The organism is Nostoc mirabile CHAB5784 (genome assembly GCF_020829645.1).
Classification (GTDB): domain Bacteria; phylum Cyanobacteriota; class Cyanobacteriia; order Cyanobacteriales; family Nostocaceae; genus Nostoc; species Nostoc mirabile.
Genome location: NZ_JAIVFS010000004.1, coordinates 187,775 through 212,614 on the forward strand (window position 1 = coordinate 187,775; position 24,840 = coordinate 212,614).

28 protein-coding genes and 1 pseudogene are annotated in these 24,840 nt (G+C 42.0%); 14 read left to right on the plus strand and 15 right to left on the minus strand.

From position 1 onward, the window contains the following. Positions 1–49: 49 nt before the first annotated feature. Positions 50–1,285: an FIST signal transduction protein gene (locus tag LC653_RS05185; protein WP_229493076.1), complete on the minus strand. Its 1,236-nt coding sequence runs from the start codon at positions 1,283–1,285 to the stop codon at positions 50–52. 370 nt (positions 1,286–1,655) lie between these two features. Here LC653_RS05185 and LC653_RS05190 point away from each other — a divergent pair, with 370 nt between their 5' ends. The 10 genes from LC653_RS05190 to guaA all read left to right on the plus strand — a co-directional run bounded on the left by LC653_RS05190 (position 1,656) and on the right by guaA (position 8,108). Then, on the plus strand, positions 1,656–1,901 hold the full coding sequence (locus tag LC653_RS05190; protein WP_190939487.1) for a Calvin cycle protein CP12: 246 nt from the start codon (positions 1,656–1,658) through the stop codon (positions 1,899–1,901). Between the two features lie 679 nt (positions 1,902–2,580). Next, positions 2,581–3,177, plus strand: a complete 597-nt coding sequence (locus tag LC653_RS05195) for a DUF3177 family protein (protein ID WP_229493077.1) — start codon at positions 2,581–2,583, stop codon at positions 3,175–3,177. A 37-nt stretch (positions 3,178–3,214) separates the two neighbouring features. Next, positions 3,215–3,511 (plus strand): DUF7734 family protein, encoded by a 297-nt coding sequence (locus tag LC653_RS05200; protein WP_229493079.1) that lies wholly within the window; start codon positions 3,215–3,217, stop codon positions 3,509–3,511. Between the two features lie 63 nt (positions 3,512–3,574). Further along, entirely contained in the window at positions 3,575–3,763 is a 189-nt protein-coding gene (locus LC653_RS05205) for a DUF6888 family protein (RefSeq protein WP_229493081.1), read from the plus strand. Further along, complete coding sequence (locus LC653_RS05210; protein ID WP_229493083.1) at positions 3,750–4,001, plus strand: DUF6887 family protein; 252 nt, start codon at positions 3,750–3,752, stop codon at positions 3,999–4,001. The genes LC653_RS05205 and LC653_RS05210 overlap by 14 nt, the downstream gene beginning before the upstream one ends. A gap of 39 nt (positions 4,002–4,040) precedes the next feature. Beyond that, positions 4,041–4,274 carry a DUF433 domain-containing protein gene (locus tag LC653_RS05215; protein ID WP_229493145.1) on the plus strand — a complete coding sequence of 78 codons (234 nt, stop codon included), beginning with the start codon at positions 4,041–4,043 and terminating at the stop codon, positions 4,272–4,274. Between the two features lie 121 nt (positions 4,275–4,395). Continuing rightward, the gene (locus LC653_RS05220) at positions 4,396–4,734 is read left to right on the plus strand and encodes a DUF433 domain-containing protein (protein ID WP_229493084.1); all 339 of its coding nucleotides are present in this window, start codon (positions 4,396–4,398) and stop codon (positions 4,732–4,734) included. Further along, a complete protein-coding gene (locus LC653_RS05225) occupies positions 4,728–5,030 on the plus strand; it encodes a DUF5615 family PIN-like protein (RefSeq protein ID WP_229493086.1) in 303 nt (100 codons plus the stop codon). The genes LC653_RS05220 and LC653_RS05225 overlap by 7 nt, the downstream gene beginning before the upstream one ends. Positions 5,031–5,148: 118 nt before the next feature. Next, on the plus strand, positions 5,149–6,264 hold the full coding sequence (cbiD, locus tag LC653_RS05230; RefSeq protein ID WP_229493087.1) for a cobalt-precorrin-5B (C(1))-methyltransferase CbiD: 1,116 nt from the start codon (positions 5,149–5,151) through the stop codon (positions 6,262–6,264). Positions 6,265–6,488: 224 nt separating this feature from the next. Beyond that, complete coding sequence (guaA, locus tag LC653_RS05235; RefSeq protein WP_229493089.1) at positions 6,489–8,108, plus strand: glutamine-hydrolyzing GMP synthase; 1,620 nt, start codon at positions 6,489–6,491, stop codon at positions 8,106–8,108. Between the two features lie 608 nt (positions 8,109–8,716). Here guaA and LC653_RS05240 read toward each other — a convergent pair. Next, positions 8,717–8,863 (minus strand): hypothetical protein, encoded by a 147-nt coding sequence (locus LC653_RS05240; RefSeq protein WP_229493091.1) that lies wholly within the window; start codon positions 8,861–8,863, stop codon positions 8,717–8,719. A 40-nt stretch (positions 8,864–8,903) separates the two neighbouring features. Between LC653_RS05240 and LC653_RS05245 the strand changes: the two genes are divergently transcribed. Further along, a complete protein-coding gene (locus LC653_RS05245; RefSeq protein ID WP_229493093.1) occupies positions 8,904–9,308 on the plus strand; it encodes a response regulator in 405 nt (134 codons plus the stop codon). 418 nt (positions 9,309–9,726) lie between these two features. Here the strand turns inward: LC653_RS05245 and LC653_RS05250 are convergent. Then, positions 9,727–10,302: pseudogene (locus tag LC653_RS05250) on the minus strand (cation diffusion facilitator family transporter); the annotation flags it as partial. Positions 10,303–10,449: 147 nt separating this feature from the next. Between LC653_RS05250 and LC653_RS05255 the strand changes: the two are divergent. Beyond that, entirely contained in the window at positions 10,450–10,803 is a 354-nt protein-coding gene (locus LC653_RS05255; RefSeq protein WP_100901541.1) for a hypothetical protein, read from the plus strand. Positions 10,804–11,298: 495 nt separating this feature from the next. On the opposite strand, the gene LC653_RS05260 is transcribed toward LC653_RS05255, so the two are convergent. The 4 genes from LC653_RS05260 to LC653_RS05270 all read right to left on the minus strand — a co-directional run bounded on the left by LC653_RS05260 (position 11,299) and on the right by LC653_RS05270 (position 13,432). Further along, a complete protein-coding gene (locus tag LC653_RS05260; protein ID WP_012407481.1) occupies positions 11,299–11,535 on the minus strand; it encodes a DUF4327 family protein in 237 nt (78 codons plus the stop codon). Positions 11,536–12,185: 650 nt separating this feature from the next. Further along, positions 12,186–12,371: a hypothetical protein gene (locus LC653_RS47200; protein ID WP_372478109.1), complete on the minus strand. Its 186-nt coding sequence runs from the start codon at positions 12,369–12,371 to the stop codon at positions 12,186–12,188. 311 nt (positions 12,372–12,682) lie between these two features. Beyond that, positions 12,683–13,102 (minus strand): 30S ribosome-binding factor RbfA, encoded by a 420-nt coding sequence (gene rbfA, locus LC653_RS05265; protein ID WP_229493095.1) that lies wholly within the window; start codon positions 13,100–13,102, stop codon positions 12,683–12,685. Between the two features lie 123 nt (positions 13,103–13,225). Then, entirely contained in the window at positions 13,226–13,432 is a 207-nt protein-coding gene (locus LC653_RS05270; protein ID WP_190731327.1) for a DUF751 family protein, read from the minus strand. 165 nt (positions 13,433–13,597) lie between these two features. On the opposite strand from LC653_RS05270, the gene LC653_RS05275 reads away from it, so the two are divergent. Then, positions 13,598–14,455 carry a DNA adenine methylase gene (locus LC653_RS05275; protein WP_229493096.1) on the plus strand — a complete coding sequence of 286 codons (858 nt, stop codon included), beginning with the start codon at positions 13,598–13,600 and terminating at the stop codon, positions 14,453–14,455. Here the strand turns inward: LC653_RS05275 and LC653_RS05280 are convergent. The 4 genes from LC653_RS05280 to LC653_RS05295 all read right to left on the minus strand — a co-directional run bounded on the left by LC653_RS05280 (position 14,427) and on the right by LC653_RS05295 (position 18,543). Continuing rightward, positions 14,427–14,903 carry a PD-(D/E)XK nuclease superfamily protein gene (locus LC653_RS05280; protein WP_229493146.1) on the minus strand — a complete coding sequence of 159 codons (477 nt, stop codon included), beginning with the start codon at positions 14,901–14,903 and terminating at the stop codon, positions 14,427–14,429. The two genes, LC653_RS05275 and LC653_RS05280, sit on opposite strands and share 29 nt — an antisense overlap. 1,042 nt (positions 14,904–15,945) lie before the next feature. After that, positions 15,946–16,155 carry an addiction module protein gene (locus tag LC653_RS05285; protein WP_229493098.1) on the minus strand — a complete coding sequence of 70 codons (210 nt, stop codon included), beginning with the start codon at positions 16,153–16,155 and terminating at the stop codon, positions 15,946–15,948. Positions 16,156–16,270: 115 nt separating this feature from the next. Further along, a complete protein-coding gene (locus tag LC653_RS05290) occupies positions 16,271–17,491 on the minus strand; it encodes a HetZ-related protein (protein ID WP_229493100.1) in 1,221 nt (406 codons plus the stop codon). Positions 17,492–17,883: 392 nt separating this feature from the next. Next, on the minus strand, positions 17,884–18,543 hold the full coding sequence (locus LC653_RS05295) for an L-threonylcarbamoyladenylate synthase (protein ID WP_229493101.1): 660 nt from the start codon (positions 18,541–18,543) through the stop codon (positions 17,884–17,886). Positions 18,544–18,710: 167 nt separating this feature from the next. Between LC653_RS05295 and larC the strand changes: the two genes are divergently transcribed. Beyond that, entirely contained in the window at positions 18,711–19,997 is a 1,287-nt protein-coding gene (gene larC, locus LC653_RS05300) for a nickel pincer cofactor biosynthesis protein LarC (RefSeq protein WP_229493108.1), read from the plus strand. A 715-nt stretch (positions 19,998–20,712) separates the two neighbouring features. Here larC and LC653_RS48265 read toward each other — a convergent pair. From LC653_RS48265 to LC653_RS05315, 4 genes are all read right to left on the minus strand, one after another. Continuing rightward, positions 20,713–20,877, minus strand: coding sequence for a DUF8639 family protein (locus LC653_RS48265; RefSeq protein ID WP_504828425.1), 165 nt, complete (start codon positions 20,875–20,877; stop codon positions 20,713–20,715). Positions 20,878–20,890: 13 nt separating this feature from the next. Further along, positions 20,891–22,522 carry an NAD(P)H-hydrate dehydratase gene (locus LC653_RS05305; protein ID WP_229493109.1) on the minus strand — a complete coding sequence of 544 codons (1,632 nt, stop codon included), beginning with the start codon at positions 22,520–22,522 and terminating at the stop codon, positions 20,891–20,893. Positions 22,523–23,061: 539 nt separating this feature from the next. Beyond that, the gene (locus LC653_RS05310) at positions 23,062–23,244 is read right to left on the minus strand and encodes a hypothetical protein (protein WP_229493111.1); all 183 of its coding nucleotides are present in this window, start codon (positions 23,242–23,244) and stop codon (positions 23,062–23,064) included. A 6-nt stretch (positions 23,245–23,250) separates the two neighbouring features. Then, the gene (locus LC653_RS05315) at positions 23,251–24,078 is read right to left on the minus strand and encodes a glycosyltransferase family A protein (RefSeq protein WP_229493113.1); all 828 of its coding nucleotides are present in this window, start codon (positions 24,076–24,078) and stop codon (positions 23,251–23,253) included. Positions 24,079–24,840: the final 762 nt, after the last annotated feature.

The following is a 24,840-nucleotide window of genomic DNA, read 5'->3' on the forward strand; positions in this document are numbered from 1 at the left end:
TTCACAAATTAGATAGGATTGCTATAGAGTCAGGAGTCTAATTCATAATTCATAACTGATTTTGGCGACAAATTCCAAATGCAGAAGTGTAAGCGTGTAAGAAAGTTCTGCCACCAACAGGGCCGATTTCCCCGCCACAGAAAAAGCCACCTACAGGAATATCGCTGACGTAGCGCCGAAATAGTTCAGAATCAAAATTGGGTTTACCATAAAGTCCTTCGCCTCGCCCCAGACAGGCAAACATTAAAGCAGCTACGGCAGAGGGTTCAGATTCTCGTTGGGTTTGATAACTTTGGAGGAGTAATTCTAGGTCTTCAGCAGAGGCTTGGGCATCGCGGAGGTGGAATTGCAGCCTTTGTCCTGGACGGACGCGATCGCCAATTGCGATCGCCCCAGCAGTTGGATCGACCCCAAGAATACCACGAATTAAAAAGTCTCCCTGTTGCAAAGCCAACTTAAATTCATCCATCGCCACACCAACAAACAGAGAGTGCTGTGCTAAAATCCGTTCGTGTTCGCTGAGACTGGCAATCAAATCTCGCAATACTACTAGAGGCACTTTCTCATCTAACTCCAGAATAATATTGCGATCGGCTTTTGTAACTTGCAATGGTTTGCCAATCGGTCGGCATCCTTGGGCTACAATCGTTTCCAAAACAATATTGCCAGTCAAAGCTATGCCGATAGTACCCTCACGATACAAACTTTGGCATTCCCCGCCCTCAGTATCGTTACAAAAAAGGGCAACACGACCACCCACACCCCCACCGCTAGCTTGTCCCCCCACTATCACCGATCCTGGATAAGCAAAATCCAACCCCTGCAATAAATCGTTGATTCCAGAAGCGAAAGAACTAGATAGCAAGATGAACTGGGGTGTCGGTGATGTTGGCACACCAATCAAATCAACCCAAGCATCTGGTGAACTGTCTAAATCAGGTAATTCTTCAGCAACAACATGAAAGACTTGAACCTTCACCCCTGGAAGGTGTGCTAAGGTCAAGCTAATAGCTGGTTCAGCTTCTAGTTCTTGGATTTCTCCGTTAACAGTCGTCCCAATCACACCTCCACCACTACAGCCAATTAGCACTGGCACAGAAAGTTTCTCAGCTAACAAGGGTAACAGTCGGGAATACTCACTCGTAAAAGCAGACGAAATAAATACCAGTCCTAGATCCGCAGGTGCTGTTAACGATGAGACAGCTCGTTCCACCACATCTGTAACAGCTGCTTCCAAAGAATGACGGGTTGATAGGGCGTTTGCCCACTGCATTTGGTCTGCCATGAGTTTTGAGCTTCTTTCTCTTTTTGGGCTAGTAGGTTTTGATTTTTGATTTTGGGAAGAATTGCATCCGACAAAAATTAGTGCCAGCCTTTTGTCTCCTCCATCCCAAGAAGCTGGGGAAATCATTCCTTAATAGATGCATCTAAATATATTGTATGATTGTTTATCTATGGTACTGATTCCACAAAATCTTAAAAAATAAAGATGAATGCATTATAGATGCGGCAGTTTACTGTATTGGTTATAAATCAATAGGCTAAAGTCCTAACTTATGAGCTGAATGGTTAGAATGGTTAGTAATCAAGCTAAAATCTGCCATTTCTGAAGTTTTTCTATACTAGTATTAACAACACACAACGAGACTAAAGCAATGACCAACATCCAAGAAACAGCAAAGAGTGATATTCAAGAGAAAATCCAAGAAGAAGTGGAGCAAGCGCGTACTGTCTGTGACGTTAACGGTAGCGGTTCACCAGAGTGTGCTGCTGCTTGGGATGCAGTAGAAGAATTGCAAGCCGAAGCTTCCCACAAGCGCCAAAGCAAGCCAAAAAACTCTTTAGAACAGTATTGTGATGACAACCCAGATGCAATTGAATGCCGAGTTTACGACGACTAGAAATTTAGACAAGTGAGTTTTATATTCGTTTGGTAAACAAGCAACCAAAATTTACTTACTCAAATCTTGCACTCTTACCTCACTCTTGCCTAAAATCTTACTCCCCGTATTTCATCATTTGCCCCAACAGGTAAATAATTGGTGAAACATTTGGAGTTACGGATGTATAAGGGTTAAAATTTGAGGTTTTTTTTTATCTTAAAAGGAAACTTTTACACCCAAAAAATTGGGATTTTGTCCGAGAGTGTCGAGTATATAGTCGGTGGGTGGGTTTTAGAACTCTTCCTGACGCTACTTACAAATAGGTGCAAAATCTGAGATGAGAACCTTTGAGTTGCTTGTTTTTTAGCAAATAGAGAGATTGAGGAAAGTGAATTAGACGATTTACCATGTAATACCTTTTCCAAAAATCTTTGCAGCAAATGAATTGGCCGTAGGGGCGTACATATGTATGCCCCTACAAACGTATTTACAGTATAAATTCCGTGAAATAGTATAAGTTGGGTAACCACTTGCTTGCACAAAGAAGTTAGAGCGCAGTCTTGAGGCTAGACTTTGTGCTTTGATTAAACTGTTATGTAATTATAGATAGACTAATAGCTAGCTAATAGCTTACAGTTTGTCAGTTATGGATCTTGTTCTTGGTTAAAAATGTTTTATTTATCGTTTGAGAAAAACTATGGACTATAACGTTTGGTTTCGCCCTTTCGTCTGGATGGATTACCGACTGGCAGTATTATTCCTGGTAGTTATTCCGCTAATTCTTCTAATTTGGGCATTTGTGCAAAAAGCGGAAGCCATACAACGCTTATTGGCTATATACTGGCGAGTATCAAGCCTGGTAGCAATCACGATTTACTTAATGATTGCCCAGTATCCAGTTAGCTTTATCTCTGGGTTGATAGCTCAGATTTTGATCCCGATTTCGCTGTGGTTCTGGGTGGATATCAACGATGAAATTGAGTATCAAACCAGTGGAGCTTTGAAATTGATTTTTACTTCTTGGCGCTGGGCTACAACTGTTTATTCTATTTTGGGTACACTAGCCTTTATCCCTTTTTTGGGTTGTGCTTTTTCTGGCAGTGCGCTGAAGACTTCCTATTGTCGCGTCTGGTTTGAGGCTCCGTTGCTATTCAAAGAATATTTCCATGCTAATAGCAAGGCTGAGTTTTTAGGTTTTCTCGGCATAACTAGTTTAGTAATTTATGTGCTTTACTTAAGCTACTTTGTTCTGATTAAGCTGGGCAAGCAGGGACGTTCAGCCACACCACAGTAAGCGTCGTTGCACTACCATACCCCTACTCTTAAAATAAATGGATTCCATTGGCAAGCGACTGGAACAATACACCGCTAAACGTCCCCAAGAAGTCCTAATTGTAACAGTGGAAATTGCTGATGAGCAAGATACAATTGCTATTTTCAAAGGCTTTTCCAGTTCTTTGATGCGTCCTACAGCATTTGATGCAGATGTACCAGTTATACCAGATGGGGCAAATATCCTCAACATTGACCGAGTAGCCAGTCCTTACAATCCTGAAGCACCCCGTTATATTGAGCAAGGAATTTCTTGGGAAGCTATGGAAGTTCTATTATCAGAAGTGGGTGTTTAACTATTTAATTGGGCAGTTATGCGGAACTGCTAAAATGGTCAGCAGGTGGTGTAATTAACTAAAATGCCTACTGCTGCTCAAGTAGCAAGTTTGTATCGTATTAGCTATCAACTGACGTATATCATGCTTCAGCCCATATACCTCATTTGCGTTGATAATCGGACTCGTAATGTATACATCCTTGCTGGGTATGACGAAGAGATTGAATTCCAAATTTTACCCAACGGAGAGTTGTCTGATGAGTCGAATTAATTACGATTCAATGTCTGATGTTGAGTTGAAACAGTATTTTCTCAAGCATCGTGGAGATCAAGCTGCTTTTCAAGCATACTTGGACAGGATTAATCAACGTCCGCGTAGGATTGTTGCAAGCCCCAACGATCCCGATTTTGATGAGAAGGTTCAAGCCGCGATTCGCCAAAAGCTAGAAGCAGCAAGAAGCGTTAGTCAGCAGGCTAACACTGCTTTGCAGCCGACTGACCAAGAGTGATCTGTCAGAGGCAAAGAAAAGTTATCTACTTTTTTATGAATTACCACGACCGACATTATTACGATTGAACCTGGAAAACGCAGTGGTAAACACTGTATCCGGGGAATGCGAATCACTGTTTATGATATTTTGGAGTATCTTGCTGCTGGAATGACTCAAGCAGAAATCCTAGAGGATTTTTCTGAATTAACTTCTGAAGACATCAAAGCGTGTTTAGCTTTTGCTGCTGCTCGTGAGAAGAGTTCATGGAGCTTGATGATTCACAACTTGTGAGTCCGGGTATGTTACGCTGCATCATTGCTGACCTGAAGCAAAATCGTGCTTATCCCCTGAAAACCTTGTTATCAGCACACTAAGGTTTGCTACTATCAAAGCAATGAATTGGAAGGCGTTCATGACACTATCGATTATGGCTGAACCTGCTCCTCTAAAATCGAATGAGGATGGTGTAGTTCTCGTCGGTAAAACCCGCGTCACGTTGGACACTGTGGTTGCTGTCTTTAAGCAAGGCGCGACAGCAGAGGAAATTGTTTATCGCTATCCGTCGCTCAATTTGGCTGAGATTTACGCTACGATCGCCTTCTACTTGAATCATCAACCGGAAGTAGAAGCCTACTTGCAACAGCGACGGCAGCAATCACAAGAGATTCGGGCAATAAATCAAGCGAATTTTGACCCACAAGGCTTACGCGATCGCTTGCTTGCCCGCAAAGCAGCACAGGAAGCATGTTAAAATTCCTTGCGGATGAAAATTTCGATAATACGGTTGTTAGAGGATTGTTCCGCCGTAGCCCGGAAATCGACATCGTTCGTGTACAAGATGTTGGGCTATCAGGCAAAGATGATCCAACTATCCTGGATTGGGCAGCCCAAGAAGGACGTATCCTGCTTACCCATGACGTTTCTACAATTACTCGCTATGCATACGATCGAGTTAGGCAAGGTCAGACCATGCCGGGAGTTATCGAAGTCAGCCTAGATGCACCCGTCGGGCAGGTCATTGAAGATATTCTTGTACTTGTAGAGTAGGCAAAAACCAAAAACGAATTGAAGGAGAACTTAACTGATATTTACAAAGAATTAACGAGTAGGACATCTGAAACTGTCTTTATTTTTAAAGAATTATTTTGACTTTTAAATTTACAAAATGTCTCGTTCTGGATACACACTCCCAGTATTTGCGTGCGCTTCTGCTGTTGCAGCTTTACATTGGTTACGTGATCGCCAACCATTAAGCATAGCATCTGTAGATTTGATTGAACCCAGCCAAATTGCAGAAATACCAATTGAACAGGTAGCAGGATTATCTGAGAATACAGCTTTAGCAATCACCCGTAGCGATCCTGGTGATAATCTCGATTTGACTAAAGATACACCGATTTGGGCATTGGTGGAATGGCGAGAACAGGGTGATGAAGCTGTAATTATTAAAGGTGGGGAAGGGATTGGTAGGCAATTAAATGCTGACGACAAGCCTGCTATTTATGCTTACGCTCAAAGGCTGTTGCAAGAGAATTTGCAACGAATTCTAGCACCTGGGGAAAAAATCACGGTGACGATTATTCTACCCGAAGGGCGATCGCTTGCTGTTCGGACTTCAAATTCTGCTTTTGGTGTGGTTGAAGGACTTTCCCTTTTAGGCACAACTGGCATTTCTCAACCCTTGAGTACACCAGATCAGCTTGCAGTTTTTCGGGCTGAGTTACAAAATAAAGCCAGTCGTTTTGAGAGTTTAGTATTCTGTATCGGAGAGAATGGCCTAGATTTGGCGCGTAAACTAGGGATTAATCCTGAGCAATTGGTCAAAACTGCTAACTGGCTTGGCCCAATGTTAGTAGAAGCTGATGTGCTAGGCGTAAAAGAAATCTTATTATTTGGCTATCACGGTAAGCTGATGAAACTGGCTGGCGGGATTTTTCACACCCATCACTACTTGGCTGATGGACGGCGGGAAATTTTAGCAGCGCACTGTGCGATCGCTGGTTTAAAATCACCAGATATCCAAGCTGTGTTTAACAGTGCAACCGCCGAAGCCGCACTAACATACTTAAAATCGCTAGATGCATCAACTGGTAGTGATTGGGTAAATCAAGTTTACAGTGCGATCGCCGAAGCCATCGATGTCCGTTCTAAAGAATACATCCAAAGTCATAGCGAAAAGGGCACAGGAGTAACAATTTGTGGCTCTATCCTCTTTGATCGCGATCGCAAAATTATCGTGAAGAGTAAAACTGCTGGTCTGTTGATGGGAAAATTATGTTAATTTATTATGAATAATCGTAAACAATTCAAATAAATAATCTTCTAAGTAACCACTCTAGGGTAAGTTTATCGTTTTAATACCATCTCCGCCTCCGGAACTCGACAAACGCACATAACCTTGCGTTTGTAAAGGCTCTCTATACCATTATCAGCCTACCCAGGCTGAATAATAGCATCATCATAGACCACAAAGCATCTACCCTTAACAGACATAACACTCCCGTCATGAACACAGCGGTGATACCAACAGAACAAGCGCCCCAAACATTAGAAAATTTTGGGAGACTTGATCGCCAATTGATTGTAATTCTGGACTTCGGCTCTCAATATTCTGAGTTGATTGCCCGTCGCATCCGCGAGACTCAAGTATACTCTGAAGTTTTGTCCTATCGCACTACTTCTGAACATTTGCGCCAACTCAATCCTAAGGGAATCATCCTCTCAGGTGGGCCGAGTTCGGTTTATGGTGATAACGCTCCCCATTGTGACCCAGAAATCTGGAATTTGGGAATACCCGTCTTGGGTGTTTGCTATGGGATGCAGCTGATGGTAAACCAACTCGGCGGCGAAGTGGCAAAGGCTGACCGAGGTGAGTACGGCAAAGCCTCATTATATATTGATGATCCCACAGATTTACTCACGAATGTTGAAGATGGCACTACGATGTGGATGAGTCATGGAGACTCAGTTACCCAAATGCCATCAGGGTTTGAATTGCTGGCACATACAGAAAATACTCCTTGTGCTGCGATCGCCGATCACGAAAAGAAACTTTACGGCGTTCAGTTCCATCCAGAGGTAGTGCATTCTATCGGCGGTATAGCATTAATCCGTAATTTTGTCTACCACATCTGCGATTGCGAACCTACTTGGACAACAGCGGCTTTTGTCGAAGAGGCAATTCGGGAAATTCGCGCCAGAGTTGGTGAAAAGCGGGTGCTGTTGGCGCTGTCTGGTGGGGTGGATTCTTCTACCCTGGCCTTCTTGCTGTATAAAGCCATTGGTGAGCAACTTACTTGCGTATTTATCGATCAAGGCTTTATGCGAAAGTATGAGCCAGAGCGATTAGTAAAGCTTTTTCAAGAGCAGTTTCACATTCCTGTAGAGTATGTTAATGCTCGCGATCGCTTTTTAGCTAAAGTTGCTGATATTACAGATCCTGAAGAAAAACGCCGCCGCATCGGACACGAATTTATTGCGGTATTTGAGGAAACATCCAAACGCCTTGGTCACTTTGACTATCTAGCTCAAGGGACTCTTTATCCAGATGTGATCGAATCTGCTGACACCAACGTAGATCCCCAAACCGGTGAGCGGGTAGCGGTGAAAATTAAGAGTCATCACAATGTTGGCGGTTTACCCAAAGACCTAAGATTTAAATTGGTGGAACCACTACGGAAACTATTTAAAGATGAAGTCCGCAAAGTTGGGCGTTCCATTGGTTTACCAGAAGAAATTGTCCAACGGCAACCTTTTCCTGGGCCTGGTTTGGCAATTCGCATTCTGGGGGAAGTCACATCTGAGCGGTTAAACATTTTGCGCGATGCAGATTTGATTGTCCGGCAAGAAATTAACCAACGCGGCATGTATCATGATTTTTGGCAAGCATTTGCTGTATTACTGCCAATTCGTAGTGTTGGCGTTATGGGGGATCAACGCACTTACGCTTACCCGATTGTTTTGCGGATTGTGACCAGTGAAGATGGCATGACTGCTGATTGGGCAAGAGTCCCTTACGATGTGCTGGAAGTGATTTCCACTCGGATTGTGAATGAGGTGAAAGGGGTGAATCGGGTGGTTTATGACATCACCTCCAAGCCGCCTGGAACCATTGAATGGGAATGATGTAAACGCAAACAAGCGCAGAGGGTTCATCTATTCTCTGCGCGTTTTGTCTTTTGAAGAATAATGTGATCGCGTTTACAATTGGCGATCATCAACCTCTAACCAATATAGTGTTGAAGGCATTCATCTCATAGACCTCCTTCACTAGCAAGAGAAGGGGTTGTTGGGTGAGGTTCGAGAGTCACCTCTCTCCCCTCCCCTAGAAACCGGACATGGGATTGAGCAGCGTTCCAGATTCTGTCTTAGAATTTTTGGTAAAACTGAGATGCTTCCTAAGCTTGATAGCTATTGAAAAAAGTGTAATTTATTGTTGTATAAAATAAATTATACTTTTTCTTATTTCCAAGTATTGATTTATCCCAAAGTTAATTCACCCGATGGCATGTCAATACGAAAAGAATATAGGACTATGATTTGATTTCTGAAAAAAATCCGTACAACTCGAAAAGCGTGATTCCATATTCCCTACTCCCTACTCCCCACTCCCCACCTACATAGATAATTTCAAAAATCAAATATGATTCCTATATGACACTTGCGTAAGTCCTAAAATTATTCTTTCTTTGTTTTAACTTTTGGCTTGTTCGGTGAAATTTGTCAATGGGATTTTATACAGGCAATAAATATAAATGGCAGGGAAGAATTAACCGCCAATTAGATGGTGGTTGGACGACTTGAGTTTTTTCTAGAAAAAAAGACGCGATCGCAGTAAAATTACCAATGGTGTGGTCACTGAAAAAAAACAAGCATCTCATTAGAAATAACTTTCATTTGATCAACGTTAATGGAGATGTTATGGAACCTGCTCTGCCCCTTGCTGGCTTAAACATCCTCGTAGTTGATGATGATGAAGATAGCCGCTTTTACATTACTACCGTGTTGGAAGCTGATGGAGCCACCGTCATAGCAGTTGCATCGGCAGCGGCAGCATTGAAAGTATTACCTGAGTTGCAACCAGAAGTTTTGATTTGTGATATTGCTATGCCTGGTGAAGATGGCTACACTCTCATCCGCAAGATCCGGGCGCTGAAGTCTGATATTTGGGGAAAACTCCCCGCTATAGCTTTAACTGCCTATGGCGATAGCGAGTATCGTAGCCGTGCCTTGGAAGCGGGCTTTCAGTCTCATGTGCCGAAACCAGTTGACCCAGGAGAACTAGTTGCGATCGTCGCTAATTTGGTTGCTTCTTATAAGAGTTAACGCAAAGATGCAGTGATTTGTCGGCGTTGCTGATTAAATGTATGAATCTGGGTGTAGAGACGTTGCAATTGCTAGTCTCTACAAAACTTTTGAAATCACGCAAAATCATTTTCATACCTGAATTCAACAAGGCTGAAATACTAATTCTGTCGTCGCTAAGAAAGAAAACTAAAGTAGCGATGCGATCGCTCTCGATTCTAAGGGAAAAGTCAACACCTTGCTGAAGCACAGTGTAGGGTGTTTTTTGTCAAAATAAACGATCGCGTATGGAAGAATGCATACAGTCAATAGCCTGGAATTTGGCACGATTGGATTTGTTAATTTTGAGCAAAGCCAGAGACGTTTGAGTTAGCTGCAAAAAAGTCGGAGTTAAGGCTTCCTTATATCTAAAACAAGGCGTGATTTTAAATTGCTTAGATTACTTTGCTCCAGTTTCAAAGCTAATTTGCTCAGACTTATAGGCTGGTGGCTCGACGTGAATTAAAATCCTGACTGGACGGAACCGTTCTTCTAATCGGCTTTCTACTTCTTCGGTGATGTGGTGAGCAATTTCTACGTCTGCTGCATCTACTATTAAATGCATTTCGATGAAGACTTGACGACCAAGAACACCGCGAGAAGCAATATCATGACAGTTAATTACACCTGGAACAGAAGTAGCGATCGCATGAATTGCTTCTGGTGCGATCGCCATTTGATCTACAAGCCAAGGCAAATTCTCTTTTAAAACTGACCAACCACTCCAAAATACCAACAAGGCGACAGGAAAAGCTAAAACCAGATCCATCCATTGATAACCTAGCCAAATTCCTATCAAGCCGCCAATTACAGAGATTGTCACCCAAATATCACTCATGGTATGTGTAGCGTCAGCTATGAGAATTGAGCTACCTACCCGCCTACCCACACTACGTTCGTAAAACGCCACAAAAATATTCACGCCCAACACAATTAGTAATAGCCACAACTCAGGTGGGGATATTCTCACAGGTTCTTATCCAAATCTGTCTGACGACGATGCCAGCGCTAATGCAAAGCTGGGGCGCATCCTCGAAAAAGTGGGCTTCGCCGCCGATCTCGGCAGCTTCGTCTCTTCTTCCGGTAATATTAGTACTTATCAAGAAGTTTTAATAAAAAAGATATGTCTTCAATTCCTCTAACATTGAACCTAATTGAAGGTTCTGTCTCCTTCAGTTTTTCACCCCAAGCAGCACGAGAATTAAAAGCAGCAACAGATCAATTGATGGAGCGTCTGAAAGCTGTCGCCGCTAAACCCACTCCTGGCGGCGGTAAAGTAACGCCCCAGCCTCCCCTAGAATATCGTTATACGGGTGAAGTATTTTTAGAAATTTTCTGTAATCCTAATATCTGGCCGACGCCCTTCGCTGCCAAAGTTTTGCTGACTGTCCGCAACGTCAACATCCGCTTAACTACGGAAGCTGAACTTACTCGCATCATTGAAGACATTAATAATTACTTAGAGCAAGTGGGCTAAATTACCAAAAATCAAGAATACACGCTTAAACAATAATGATAATCATTGCAAGGGCGGAGAAAGCAATAGTTTCCTCCCCTTTAAACTGTAACGAATGGTTCCAGAATGCCCTTTTAGAAGTCTGACAATTCAGGTCATGTGGAAAAGTCCACGAAAACCTAACCCCCTAATCCCCTTAGCGTGTCGGGAAGTTTTATAAAAATTACCGGAGCAGTTCCATGTTGGGAACCGCCCCGGTTACAGAATTTACATACTAGACTCAAGTTGTAGCACCAGATATATAGAACAAATGCTTCTGATGCTTTTTTTGACTGGAAAAATTGTATAAATTCGGACTCCAATGCTTCGGTGTTAATGAAAAACGCAAGATTCTGCATGGGGCAATGCTTATCAAAAATCAGAGATTATCCCCCAGATTGGGCGTAGTATCGTTGATTGTGACATCCACACATCGAAAATGAACCCCCAATCCCAAACCCGAAATTAAACATTGATTTAGTCGTTGTCCCACTGTTCACGACCAATTAGGTCGCCAATGCGATCGCGTAACAAAAAGTCACATTTCTCTAATTCACATTCAACGCAAACCCACTCTCTCGCTGGAATGTATTGGCAGAGCGTATATATTGGCTGTTGTCGGCTAATCATTCCCTTTTGCACCAGTCGGCGTGCTTCGTCTTGAATCAGATCGAGAGAGTAATAATTGATAGAAGGCACCGTATTCACACTCATGTTTTTTACTCACAAATTAACACTTACGATAGTGTTCCCGTTAAAAATTAGGAACAAACATTACAGAAATTAGACTTGTGGCTAGGATTTTGTAGTTTGCTATACGGAACTATTTTTATTTTGACGCTACATCTCCTAAAATTATCTCAAGATATGTTAAGAAAGTCAACGAATCCTGACATTTATCAAAAATCCGCTTTACAAAAAAAATTCCGAGTAGTTAACTTAACCTGCTATGGCGGCTATATGGTTTTTATGCAACAAGTCTGAAAATCTTGCCATCATTGTATTTAGGCAAGATTTGGCGGTTGTCCAGAGGTTCAGGGCGCGACGCCAAGAGCGTTCGCGAGTGCGTCTCCAAGAGTTGCGGTAGCGAGTCTTCTCCCAAGGGGAGACGCCAAAGGCGAACGAGCGTCATAGCCCGCCGCAGGCATCGCTTACATATCAAATAATCACCTTAGGGACTTCCAAGAAATAAATTATCCAAATAAACGAACCACTCCAGACACAGAGAACACAGAGAGAGGAGAAATAGAGAGAGTTTTTGCGTCAGTTTTGGAACATTTTTTTATTTGGAAGTCCCTTAAAGCCGGATCTAGAACTGCTGGTATTTATCTAAGGGTAAACAACACAAGAATATTTGTCAGATACTAGGGTATAAAGTGTTGCAAAACATAACGGCTAAAGTACACTACGAAGGCTTTTACCTCAGCATCTGTTAACAATTTCTTAAGTATAACCGTAATTAGTTGGTTAATTTGAGTACTAATATTACACAGTTTTCTTTGGATAAACATCTGTAGAAGGGTGGAGTAAGGGACTTCCAAATAAAACAATATCCAATCGCAGGGGAAGCAGAATCTGATAGTTGTATTGGATGCAAGAATTGGATAATTTAATTTTTGGAGTTCCCTTAACAGGATTTCTCTTAAAGGTCACTACAAATAGGCAGCAGGCGGTAGAGGGAAAGAGGAATAGTAGAGTAGGGACGAAAGCCAAGGCAAACAAAAAGCGTATACATCCAACTACCGATCCCTGAAGTAGGTTATGGTCATATTAAAACAGACGCGATTTGGTCACGTCTGTAAATTGTTTGGCGGATTTGCTGAGATTAATTGTTCTGAAGTTACATTGTTATTTAAGTTACTTATTCATCAAATAATTCATCATCTTGATCAGTGTTGTCTTCTACTGCTACCAGATTTTCTGGGGGACGCTGATGGTTAAGTTGGTTTAGTAGTGCCAGTACCTTATTACCGCGTTCTATGGAGCGATCTTCGAGAAACAGCACTTCTGGGGTACGACGTAGCCTTACCCGCGCCCCAAGTTCACTGCGGACGTAACCTGTGGCCGACTTTAAACCTGCCATTGTTTCTGCTTTAGCTTCATCTGTACCATAGATACTGACGTAGATTTTGGCGTGTTGGAGATCGCCGGAAACATCAACATCAGTAACACTTACCATTCCAGTACCCACACGGTCATCCTTGATGCCGTTGAGCAGCATTTGGCTAACTTCCCGTTTGATCAATTCAGCAACGCGGGAAACCCGACGATTTGTAGCCATAAAAATTTCGCCTCATCACAGAGGTTGTACGACAAAAATAGATGCAAGTTGAGTAGACAGTACTTAGCGGGAGCAACGCCAAGAGCAACCGTCTGTAGGGCACAGCCCCGATATAGCGCTAGTCTAGATTGTACTCAAGCCCAACATTGCCCGTAGGGTAAGAGTAAGGAAGACTAGGCTGCTCACAAACAAACCCAAGATAGCAATCAAGGTGACTGGGCGCTTCAACAATGGCACTAACGGCGCAAAGGTGTTCAGAAACAAGCCTAAGACGATACTAATTAAGTACCGGGGGTAGCGAAAGACGTTATCCCAAAATCCGTCAAACATCTGAATGTAAACTGCCTTGTTATATACTTACGTTTGTTTTGATATGCTTTATCTACTCAATTGTAATCTATGCGGCTGGAAAATTAGCCAGCTAATATAAAATATACTTCGTCGGTTATATTTGCTTTATTTAGTCACGATTATTTTCAGTTAAATCGCAAGTAAATGGTAATTCAAATCCCCAAGGAAACTAGCCCGCGTCCATTTTTGAAGTGGGCAGGGGGTAAAAGTAGGTTGATACAGCAATATATTCCTTATTTTCCTAAAAGTTATAAAAATTACTATGAGCCATTCTTGGGTGGGGGTGCTGTTTTTTTCTATCTCCAACCAAGTACAGCAATTTTAACTGATATTAATGCCGAATTAATTAACACTTATTGTTGTGTTAGAGATCATGTTGAAGAATTAATTTCTATATTGAAAGAGCATAAAATCCGACATGATAAAGATTATTATTATAGTATCCGAAACAACTCTGGTGGTACTGATATAGAAAAAGCTGCTCGTATAATTTATCTTAATAAGACTTGTTTTAATGGTCTTTATCGAGTCAATTCACAGGGTAAATTCAATGTGCCATTAGGCAGATATGACAATCCCAATATTTGTTCAGAGGTTTTACTAAAAGCAGCCTCAGAAGCGCTTTCTCATGCAGAAATCCAACAAGCAGATTTTACAGAAGTCCTAAATCATGCAACTAGCAGTGATGACTTTGTATTTTTTGACCCGCCATACCATCCTATCAGTGAGACTAGCTATTTTACTGCTTATAGCCAAAATTGTTTTAGTAAAAAAGACCAAGAAGTTTTGAGAGATACTTGTGCAGAGTTAGCAAGTCGTGGTGTCAAAGTCATGGTATGTAATTCTGATAGCGAATTTATTCAAAAAATTTATACTGATATTAATTTTGAAACCTACAAAATCCAAGCGGCCCGCTCAATTAACTCAAATATAAAAAATAGAGGGATGATTGACGAACTATTAATTACATCTTTTAAAGATTTTTATTTGCCCAAGCAATGAATCTGTCTAAACTATAAACTGCTAATAAATTATGGTTATCATTAACTCTTGCTTTTAGCCATTTGCTTGCGCCTTCTCGCATACCTTCACCGCCTAAAATCACGATAGTTGGTGCAGGGTAATAATTCTGGATGTTCATATTCAAGTAAGGAAACTTTTCATCAACTGAACCGGGGCTTTCTTGCCATTTGCACTCCAAAATTAAACCAGATGGCATTGCAGGTGAGCCAACAACATAAAAATCAACCTTCAGATCGGTATGATAAATTCCAGTTCCAATATAAACTTCTTTTCCATAACGCTTTGGCAATAAAGCAGCATTTAGTATAAATTCTTTTGGGACATAGTTCCCGACTTGGAAATAATTATGCCCAGTCAAAATTGCTTCTACATTAATTTCTAAAATCTTTCCAGCCTTGTTTGCTCGTCCGCCTTGAGTCAGAGCCATTCTCAATTCCTCTGCCAAAAATCGTGCTTATTAATTAGGATTTCACAGAAGAAGTAACAAATGGTCAGTTGCTTAATATGAATTTTTGATTTTGGCTATACCCAAACAAGATAAATAGAAGGATAATTTGGTAATTTTGTACTAGATAAATACAAATGTATTAATAATTTGGACAACGAAAAGGATATAGCAGTCCTAAATCATTCGTGAGAAAATACTGAATAAATTCATGAGTAATATTTGTAACTAAAAGGGAATTGTAGGAATGTGGATGCGATCGCGCTTTAGAGGAAGTCGAAAATATTCTTAGTGGGGAGCAGTGAACCAAAAGTTACCTAACCAGATTCCTGCTCAGAAATGCACCTATGAAAGATACAAATAAATATAGTGTAGTAGCGATACTGTAATTAAGCCCAGCAACAAATAGCATCATCAACGCAACTAATTGATAGTTTACAAGCCACATTGTAACAATTATAACCAGGATGATAACATCGGCTAGGCGTCTTTTACGTGAATTTGTCAATTTATAAATTAACAAAGAAATCAAAAACCACCCCAAAAAAACTATAAATAGTATCCCCATAACTATCCTTGTAAATTATCCAAGGCTATTTCATTTTTGAAAAATGCTTTTTTCTACGTACTGATTAAGCCAGACGAAACACTTAGTACTGGTATTATCTCTTTATGCTTGTATCCACATAGTCAATACGGTTCGGTTAACATCTTTGTCTGTCGAAGATCCCCCCAACCCCCCTTAAAAAGGGGGGCTTTTTCTGATCTTTACCCCCTTTTTAAGGGGGTCGCCGCAGGCGGGGGGATCTTATCCGAACCGTATTGTCCACATAGTAGCATTTTAACTACTATTGTTCACGTGATTTCACGCTTGTCTTGGCTATTTTTTATAAAATCTTCCAATAATTGCATCTTCAGAGCTACGCCCTGTATTTTTGTAGCAAATATATCTTTTATGTTATGTACTTCAGTATTTTCTCACGAATGATTCAGAATTTCTATAGTTAATTGTCTAGCCATGCCTTTAGGAAATTCTAGCTTTTACATCTTCCCAATTACTACCAGTAGTAAGGTTTTGCAGATATTCGGTTTTGCGCTGGGCTAGTTCTTGTTTCTGCCAATCTAAAACCGGGAGTGCTGCTGGTGTAGCAGCGATGTCATCCCATAAATCTTCTACCAGTTGGAGTTTTTCCGCTCTCGAAAGACTAAAGAGTTCGGGAAATACTGGGTTCATAGTCTTCTCTGATTTTATTCACTTTCATTATTACACCCCGAAACCGCCATATCTATAACAACATTTCTAATAACTGGAATTTAGCTTGGATAAATTTTGTTATTTCACCTTAGCTTCAACCTGTCTGTGCCTCAGTATCACCGTTGCGGATGGCCCATGCTAGTTCTAAAAGTTGAGTCCAGCGCTTTTGTAACTGTTTGGGGGTGCATTTGATGGTTTTAGCGATCGCTTGGTCGTTTTGTCGTGCAGTTTTTAACTGTAATATTTGCTGTTGCTGTTCTGTGAGTTGATTCACAAAGATTTCCCACTGCTGGGAAGATAAACCCAATTTTTGCTCTAAACCCGCACCTAACCATTGATGTACCAATTGCCAGTGGTGTTGCTTGGCAAACTTTTCGACGTGGTATTTAAACCGTTGTTGGAGATAATCGCGCTGACGGCTGGTTAAACCGAGAATTTGGTCAATTTCTGGGGCTGAAAGGTCTTGAAGTTTCAAGCTGAGGTAGTTCATACAGTCAGATTGTCCTTGAGAATCCAGGTATTTCATCAATTCAGTGATGACGCGATCGCGTTCTGACTCTTCGGATGGATCGAAATTAGTTTGGGCGATCATTTGCGATCGCAGCTGTTGCACCGCCGAGTTACGCTGGTAAGATTCCGCTTCTTCACCCTTAGCAGACTCTACCGCCATTTCAATATCCACGGTAGTTTCTTGCGGCTGACGACGAGCAAAGCCTTGGGCCCGCAAGATAATCAATTGCTGATTTGCACCACCAGGTAAATTGATCCGGCGTTTGGCATACTGCTCTGTAAACGCCATATATTCAGCTAATTGCAGCTGAGTACGCGGTGTATGATCGTTAGGTAGTTCGTTTTCTCTGCGGAAAGCTTTGATAGCTTCGATATAAAATGCTTGTAAAAAATCTTCAATCAGGCTGTAACGAGCCTCAAAACCCAACTCAGAGCCGGATATAGTTACATGACGGTAAACCATAGCACCCAAATTGCTATGTAATTCCACGCGCCCTTGTTTTGAACCTAGTTGGTAGTAACGTAAGCATTTGTGCATCCGATGCCTTCCCAACGTAATCTGCCAGGACTTGATTTCCCCAGATGTTTGGATACGGGAGCTTTTATCGCAAATGCGTTCTACTTCTACGGCTATGCGGTTTGCTAAAGCTTCTACGCACCTGGGTGCTGCTTTCACTTGCGCTTGCATTTCCTGACACAGCAATTCAATCAAGGTTTCGCTGCTGCTGTCTGAAAATTCTTCAGTCGAAAGGTGATTATCAAAAATGGGTGTAGAGTTTGGTAGATTAACGACGTTAGATTTCATGACTTTTCCAGTAGTATTGCACCGTAATTACAACGCAGACACAGCAATCAAGGCCGGCCTTGGCTTACGAATCTTTAGGCATTCATCCATCAAGGCTTGCCGCATGTAATGCTCACATCTAAAGCTCATATATAAAACTGTAGGAAATACGAGAGAGTTACAGTTATGGAAATGTGTCGGTTTTTTCACAAGCCACCACATTGACGCTGGGACATAAGTACCCGTCATTTTCTCAAAGTTGTCAAATCCCTTGCTGTACCAACTGTTGCCACCATCCTGTTATTGCATCTGTGCCCATCGTAGACATTGCCTTAAAATATGACAATTTAAAAACTGGAGTCGCTTTTATCACAATTTCCGAAACAAAGAGGTGCGCCTGTGAAGTGTAATTTTTATACCCATGCTGCTGCTGCTTCCCAACCTAAACCCCTCCGTATAATTGCTGCTTCGTCTCCGGTCATATCCAAAATAGTAGATACTTCATAAGTAGGTTCTTCGCCAGTGTCTACAATTATGTCTACCAACTTGTCCAAACGGTCAAATAGCTCTACCCGCGACTGAACAGTTTCTGGATCTATCCGAATCATGCCATTATCTGCTTCATCTGGTGGCAGATGTGCTGAAGTTGAAATAATCGGATTGCCCAAGGCTGCCAGCAGTTCCAAACACACAGTATGGTTTGGTACTCTAATTCCAGTAGTTTTCCGCTTGGGGCTTTGCACCAATCGCGGTACTAATTTAGTCGCTGGGAGCAAAAACGTGTATGGCCCTGGAATCAGGCGTTTCATAATTCCATAGGCTGTGTCACTTACGAAGGCATAAGTTGCCACATTTGAAAGCGAGGAACATAAAAATGTCAGTGGTTTATCATTTGCTAGCTGTTTAATTTGCCGCACTCGTTCTACCGCCGACTTGGCATTCAAATCACAACCGATCGCATAGACTGTATCAGTAGGGTAAAGCGTGACTGCGCCACTAGAAAGCGCCGACTTTATTTCCTCTATTCGGCGAACTTGAGGATTATCCGGATGAACTGAGAAAATTTTTGCCATAACAAGAAGAGTGGGGAGTGGGGAATGGGGAGTGGGGAGTGGGGGAGATGAGGGAGCAGGGGGAGCAGGGGGAGCAGAGGAAAATAATTAATAACCAATGCCCAATGACTAATGACTAATGACTAATGACTAATGACTAATGACTAATGACTAATGACAAATTTATTATGAATAAAATTGCTTATCTTCAATGTCCGACAGGAATTTCTGGTGATATGTGCCTGGGTGCTTTGGTGAGTTTGGGTGTTCCTGTGGAGTATTTAATTGAAAAACTCAATGGGTTAGGTATTGAACAGGAATATCAGTTAAGGGCAGAACTTGTCCAACGTAATGGTCAGCAGGCGACTAAAGTCCATGTGGATTTAGTACACGATCGCCACCACCACCATCACCACGACCACGAACACGGTCATGATCACACACGCCACCTGCCAGAAATAGAGCAGATGATTCTCAAAGCGGGGTTGCCATCACGGGCAGAAGCTTGGAGTTTGGCGGTATTCCGACAGCTAGCAGTAGCAGAAGGGGCGGTGCATGGTATTTCTCCTGAAAAAGTTCATTTTCATGAGGTGGGTGCTGTAGATGCGATCGTAGATATTGTGGGTACTTGTCTGGGGTTGGATTGGTTGGGAATTGAGAGCAATGACGAAGGATTGCCCTTACTTTACTGCTCGGCGTTCCCGACTGGTGGCGGCACTGTTCGGGCTGCACATGGTCAGATGGCAGTACCAGTACCAGCAGTATTAAAGCTGTGGGAAATGCGGGGTTGTCCAGTTTATAGCAATGGCATTGACAGAGAACTGGTGACACCAACAGGAGCTGCGATCGCTACTACTTTGGCAAGAGATTTTGGTTCACCACCTGCGATCGCTATCAAGCAGATAGGATTGGGGGCAGGAACCATAAATTTACCCATTCCCAATATTTTACGCCTTTGGGTGGGTGAAAGCGCAAATTTACAGTCAAATTTCAGCGATTCTGAAGATACTAGCTCAAATTTAGAAACGATATCAGTACTAGAAACTCAAATTGATGATTTAAATCCGCAAGCGATCGGCTATGTGTTTGAGGCGTTGTTTGCTGCTGGTGCGGTGGATGTATTTACCCAAGCGATCGGTATGAAAAAGTCCCGTCCGGGAATTTTGCTAACTGTGATTTGTCATCCAGAAAATTTACTCAGTTGTGAAGCCGTCATATTCCGCGAAACTACAACTTTAGGCATTCGGCGAACAACTCAGCAACGCGCCATTTTACAACGGGAAATTCAACAAGTGGAAATTGAATATGGTCAAGTGCGCGTCAAAATAGCATGGAAAGGGCAATCACCAGAAAAAGTTATTGCAAATGTGCAGCCAGAATATGAAGATTGTGCAGACTTAGCTCGAAAACATAATATTCCCTGGCGCGAAATTCAACGGCTGGCGCTACAGCGTTGGTATTTAGCCAATGGCTGATACAAATTCCTTGTTCCTCGTTGGAGACTGGGAATGCCATCCTAAAGGCTTTGTCGTTACCCACATTTTTGTAACAGTCATGTCGCGCTCACCCCATATCCCGCCCAGAACTTAAGTTCTGCGGCTCATAGCTAAAGTCCACTCAAGTGGACTGAAATTTTCCCTTTTACATTAGGACTTACGCACACTCTACAAATGATTCTCTTCTCTACAAGAGGCTGCGCGTTGGCGGAAGCCGACGCACCAGAAGGCGGTTCGATAAATTAGCTTTTTAGCAATTGTTGCGTAAGCCCTGTACATAAGATAGCCTTCTAGATGGCTGGAAATTTTGTATTTAGTCCTCTTGAGAGGACTTTAGCTATTAGCCTTGGAATTTATTCCGAGGCGGGAATCGTAACAAAGCCCAAGATTCAAAAAATCTTGGTAATGACAAGTCTAAAGCCTCCGCCTCCCCTTATATCATGTTCGGCTGATTAGTTGTCATTGCAAACGAAGTGAAGCAATCTCCAAACCGCAAGCGAATTGCTTCATTCCACTTCGTTGCATTCGCAATGACATATCGTAAGTGATTTGCCGAACTTGATATTACACATCAATCAACCCTAATGTGTTTCGGCTTTACAAGCGTGCCTTTGATTTTCATACTTTGGGCAATCAATGAAAAACTTTATCCCCAATCCAAATTGGAATATTCAGGAGGGAGAAAACTCATACCTTAATAGTCATTATCAGCCACACAAATGCCTTTACATTTAATACCGTTCGTAGCGGTGCGCTGACAATGAGAACATAGAACTTTTTCGTTTTCTGTTTCTTGATTTGTCTTTAAACTAGTGCTTGCCTGTAATTTTTCTTTTTCGGTCTGGATTTTTAGAGTCATAGTTAAAAGACGTTTAATTACTTAGAACTTTTATCAAATATTGTGTCAATGTAAACGCATCTACACCCAATTCAGTACGCTCCTGGGCTGCTAAAATACCCGCTTGCGAATGCCACCATGCGGCAGTTGCCACAATATTTTCTATGGGAATCTCCTTCGTTGCTGCTTGCGCCAACAATCCACCCAGTAGCCCAGTTAACACGTCACCGCTACCGCCACGCGCCAAGGCGGGTGTGCTTTCAGGAACAATCCAAACGGCACCTTGAGGGTTTGCGATCGCAGTTCTCGCCCCTTTCAACAATATTATCGCCTCACTTTGCGCCGCCGCTTCCCGTACTGCTTGCACCCTGTCATGTTTGGCATTGGGGACATCAGGAAACAATCGTTGGAATTCACCAGTGTGGGGTGTGAGTACGGTTACAGCAAGACGTTTTTTTAATGTGGCGATCGCTCCCATTTGTGCCAAGATATTTAAACCATCGGCATCGAGAATTAGAGGGCGTTCGCCCTTGGCGTTGGCGGAGCCATCGCTTTCTATGACTTCTTGCACAATCGGAGTCGCATCTTGTGTTAAACCAGGGCCACAAGCGATCGCATTAAAGGAACTCAGATCGGTTTTTTCTGGTAATTCTAGGTGGGCAATGGCTCCAGTTTCTGTCTCTGGACAACCGACAATTAGCGCTTCTGGCAAGTGTGACACCAAAAGAGATTTCAGCGATTCGGGTACAGCGATCGAAAGCATCCCCACACCACTAGCCCTAGCACCCAAACCAGTTAAAATTGCTCCACCTGCATAGCGCCGCGAACCACAAATCAGCAGTAAATGTCCTTCCTTATATTTGTGGGTGACTGGTGGACGGGGTAAGGGTAGAGTCGCAAGTGCCGTTGCTGGTGTAATACGTTTAATCCTGGGTGCATCTTTTAGAACAGCTTCTACATCAGCTAAAGGAATATCGAAATCGATTAACTCAGCTTTGCCGAGATATTCTAGCGCCTGATCTTGAAAGAAAGCTAATTTCCATAAACCCAAGCAAAAAGTGTGAGTGGCGCGAATGGCAGTTCCTAATACTTCGCCTGTATCGGTGTGTAAACCTGAAGGTAAATCAATACTATAAATTGGCACAGACAATTCATTTAACTGATTAATTGCAGAAGCGATGGGATCAGTGAGGTTTCTTTCTAAACCAAATCCAAACAAGCCATCAATCAATAAATCAGAATTTGGCAGTTGCTCAATTGTTTGATAAATTGGAATGCCCAAACTCTGAGCATACTGCAAGTGCTGTGAAGTTAGTTCCTTAAGCTTAGAGAAAGGAGAATAAATCCAAACTTCATATCCGCGAAAGTGTAATTCACGGGCTACTACTAAAGCATCCCCGCCATTATGACCCGGGCCGACAAGAATTCCGACACGAGATCCCCCCGCTTGCGACGATCCTCTTAAGAACGGTGTGTTTGAAAGGATGTAGCCCCCCTTTTTAAGGGGGGTTGGGGGGATCTCTTGAATGCGACGGGCAATTAATCCCGCCACCTTTTCCATTAAAGCGACTACAGGCATTCCTGCTGCGAAGATCCGCTCTTCAATATCGCGCATCTGCCCAGCAGTCACTACCACTTGCGAAATTTTTTCTTGCCTGTTCTGCATCAGCCCTAAGTCCTGTTAGCGTTAGCGGGGCGTTTAGCCCGTGCTGAGTTATGAGTTTCAGGGTAACTGAAACTTTAGCAGATTTCACACAATTATCTTTAAGGGACTTCCAAATAAAAAATATTCCAGAACTAACGCAAAAATCTTTTCTATTTCTCCTCTCTCTGTATTCTCAGCGTCTCTGTGGTTAGTTTATACCAATTCAAATAATGTTTGCGACACATCAATTATTTGTAAGGGCACAACATTGTTCATGCGTGTCAACTTAAGCTAAAAATAGCAAAACTTTCGACTTGACTCACCCGCCTAGAACTAAAGTTCTTTGGCTTTTAGTAGGTTGGGTGGAGGAACGAAACCCAACATTTTCGCGGGTTTGTTGGGTTTCACTACGTTCCACCCAACCTACGATTATCCTTAACCCAAGCGTATTGCATCATATGATACCAATTCAAATAATGTTTGCGACACATCAATTATTTGTAAGGGCACAACAATGTTGTGCCCCTACCCATCTGTCGCATTCTTTTTTCAAATTGGTATTATTTTGGATAATTTATTTCTTGGAAACCCCTAATCGTGACTAATCCATGTATGCCTAGCGCTGCAATTACACCTCCGAACAATCCCCAATCACCATCGGCAAATACGTAGACGTTACCGTAAAAGTGGTCTACAAATGTTGAGGCTTGATGTTGAGTTTGGTTTCGTTCTACCCAATTCAAGAATAATTAAATTCTATATGCTTTTTCTAACTGGCTGTAGCTATCTAAAGGGTATAGGTTAAATTCAGCACGAATTTCATCTGTAAGTTCCCGTTGGATAAACGGAAGCAGAAGAGTTTTCTTTATACCTCGCAAAGCTTGTTTAGGATTACGCTTGAACGTAGTAATTAGTGGCTCTTGCATACAAGTACTCTCACCTATTTTATCTCTAACATAAATAGCACCTGGGAAAGGTAATGGCTCAATAGGTGTTCCTCGCGCTGCTAAATCTCTCTTAGCACGTGGATGTCCTTCTAAAAAATCGTCATGCCCAGTCAAAGGTTCATCGCGCAGTACTTTATCAGGCAAACTAAACAAGCGGTAATTGATGATGTTGCACGTTCCACACAATTTATAAAAAGTTTCTTTGCGAAGCAGAATTTTGCTGCTTCCTTCTTGATATTCATAGCCAATGTCTATATACCAACCATTACTTTGTGGATTTTGAGCAACATAACTTACTAATCGTTTGCTGATGCAGTCATCAGCATCTACAGGCATTATATGTGTTGGCTGTAGTTCTCGAGCAGCTAATAGTCCAACAGCAAGTTTCTTTCTTTTATCTTCCATTTTTTCAGGTAAGGTTGAGCCTGGGATAGGAGAATCAACTTCTATATATTGCACTTGGCGATGATGAAAACTAATTTTTGGTCTTTCATGACAGACTACAATAACCTGAAAATCTGAGGAAGTTTGATTGCAGACTGAGCGTAGACATCTTTCAAACATCTTGGATAATTCTGTCCATGATGTTGCTACTTTAGAGCTTTTGATTGGGATCAGAAAAACTAACATATTGCAATATAACCTTGCTTGATTTTCTTAGGTAAGTACGTCTCAAATCTTATTTACAAGGGAACTTAGAGTCATTTTTAAACTTACTTATTAGACAAAACTGAACTTTGTCGATACTTTTATTATCAATATTTTATATTTCTGCTACAACAATAGCACACTTAAATCTTAAGTCCTTAAGTACTACCTCAAACCAAGGGATGTTATATCTAAATTAGGATTGACAAAAATTCTAGAACAGCGAAGCGTAAATAAAGCTCCCATTTTAAATCAGCAAAAGCCTTGATCTACAAAACTTTTGACTTTTGACTTCCGCCTTGCGGTAATAGTTGCCCTCTTCCATCACTTAGCTATTTTTCTCAAAGAGAGACCAATCGGCTCAATGTCTTTTGTCAAAGGTAGTTAAGTATGACGGGGGAAATTTGCCTAATAATAACGTTTGTAGAAACGTTGCATCGCAACATCTCTACAAGCCGGAAAATCGCACTAGGTCAACTCTTGAAAACTAAGGTAATTAGAAGAATTGCTTTGTGTGCGTTAATTGCTTAATGGTGACCGAAGAAGGCAGGGGGAGCAGGGGAGGCTCTTGAGGCAGGGGGAGAAAGAAAAACTGCTCAAGAACAGCAATGGTCTCAAGCCCCGAGCTTTAGCTATGGAGAAGAGAAAAAGATTTGTGCCAAGACTGCTTGCAGCGAGGCACAAGGTGCGGAGCCGGAGACGCTCCGCCTCCGGTCAATACTCAAGCCCCTACTTTTAAGTATG

What these genes read in the sequence shown, in the direction of transcription:
- LC653_RS05220 (WP_229493084.1), top strand. Translation starts at nt 4,396, where the DNA reads ATGACACTATCGATTATGGCTGAACCTGCTCCTCTAAAATCGAATGAG.
- LC653_RS05255 (WP_100901541.1), top strand. Translation starts at nt 10,450, where the DNA reads ATGTCTTCAATTCCTCTAACATTGAACCTAATTGAAGGTTCTGTCTCC.
- LC653_RS05190 (WP_190939487.1), top strand. Translation starts at nt 1,656, where the DNA reads ATGACCAACATCCAAGAAACAGCAAAGAGTGATATTCAAGAGAAAATC.
- LC653_RS05305 (WP_229493109.1), bottom strand. Translation starts at nt 22,522, where the DNA reads ATGCAGAACAGGCAAGAAAAAATTTCGCAAGTGGTAGTGACTGCTGGG.
- LC653_RS05195 (WP_229493077.1), top strand. Translation starts at nt 2,581, where the DNA reads ATGGACTATAACGTTTGGTTTCGCCCTTTCGTCTGGATGGATTACCGA.
- guaA (WP_229493089.1), top strand. Translation starts at nt 6,489, where the DNA reads ATGAACACAGCGGTGATACCAACAGAACAAGCGCCCCAAACATTAGAA.
- rbfA (WP_229493095.1), bottom strand. Translation starts at nt 13,102, where the DNA reads ATGGCTACAAATCGTCGGGTTTCCCGCGTTGCTGAATTGATCAAACGG.
- LC653_RS05245 (WP_229493093.1), top strand. Translation starts at nt 8,904, where the DNA reads ATGGAACCTGCTCTGCCCCTTGCTGGCTTAAACATCCTCGTAGTTGAT.
- LC653_RS05205 (WP_229493081.1), top strand. Translation starts at nt 3,575, where the DNA reads ATGCCTACTGCTGCTCAAGTAGCAAGTTTGTATCGTATTAGCTATCAA.
- LC653_RS05295 (WP_229493101.1), bottom strand. Translation starts at nt 18,543, where the DNA reads ATGGCAAAAATTTTCTCAGTTCATCCGGATAATCCTCAAGTTCGCCGA.
- LC653_RS48265 (WP_504828425.1), bottom strand. Translation starts at nt 20,877, where the DNA reads ATGACTCTAAAAATCCAGACCGAAAAAGAAAAATTACAGGCAAGCACT.
- LC653_RS05315 (WP_229493113.1), bottom strand. Translation starts at nt 24,078, where the DNA reads ATGTTAGTTTTTCTGATCCCAATCAAAAGCTCTAAAGTAGCAACATCA.
- cbiD (WP_229493087.1), top strand. Translation starts at nt 5,149, where the DNA reads ATGTCTCGTTCTGGATACACACTCCCAGTATTTGCGTGCGCTTCTGCT.
- LC653_RS05260 (WP_012407481.1), bottom strand. Translation starts at nt 11,535, where the DNA reads ATGAGTGTGAATACGGTGCCTTCTATCAATTATTACTCTCTCGATCTG.
- LC653_RS05280 (WP_229493146.1), bottom strand. Translation starts at nt 14,903, where the DNA reads ATGGCTCTGACTCAAGGCGGACGAGCAAACAAGGCTGGAAAGATTTTA.
- LC653_RS05290 (WP_229493100.1), bottom strand. Translation starts at nt 17,491, where the DNA reads ATGAAATCTAACGTCGTTAATCTACCAAACTCTACACCCATTTTTGAT.
- LC653_RS05275 (WP_229493096.1), top strand. Translation starts at nt 13,598, where the DNA reads ATGGTAATTCAAATCCCCAAGGAAACTAGCCCGCGTCCATTTTTGAAG.
- larC (WP_229493108.1), top strand. Translation starts at nt 18,711, where the DNA reads ATGAATAAAATTGCTTATCTTCAATGTCCGACAGGAATTTCTGGTGAT.
- LC653_RS05285 (WP_229493098.1), bottom strand. Translation starts at nt 16,155, where the DNA reads ATGAACCCAGTATTTCCCGAACTCTTTAGTCTTTCGAGAGCGGAAAAA.
- LC653_RS05200 (WP_229493079.1), top strand. Translation starts at nt 3,215, where the DNA reads ATGGATTCCATTGGCAAGCGACTGGAACAATACACCGCTAAACGTCCC.
- LC653_RS05225 (WP_229493086.1), top strand. Translation starts at nt 4,728, where the DNA reads ATGTTAAAATTCCTTGCGGATGAAAATTTCGATAATACGGTTGTTAGA.
- LC653_RS05210 (WP_229493083.1), top strand. Translation starts at nt 3,750, where the DNA reads ATGAGTCGAATTAATTACGATTCAATGTCTGATGTTGAGTTGAAACAG.
- LC653_RS05185 (WP_229493076.1), bottom strand. Translation starts at nt 1,285, where the DNA reads ATGGCAGACCAAATGCAGTGGGCAAACGCCCTATCAACCCGTCATTCT.
- LC653_RS05240 (WP_229493091.1), bottom strand. Translation starts at nt 8,863, where the DNA reads ATGAGATGCTTGTTTTTTTTCAGTGACCACACCATTGGTAATTTTACT.
- LC653_RS05270 (WP_190731327.1), bottom strand. Translation starts at nt 13,432, where the DNA reads ATGTTTGACGGATTTTGGGATAACGTCTTTCGCTACCCCCGGTACTTA.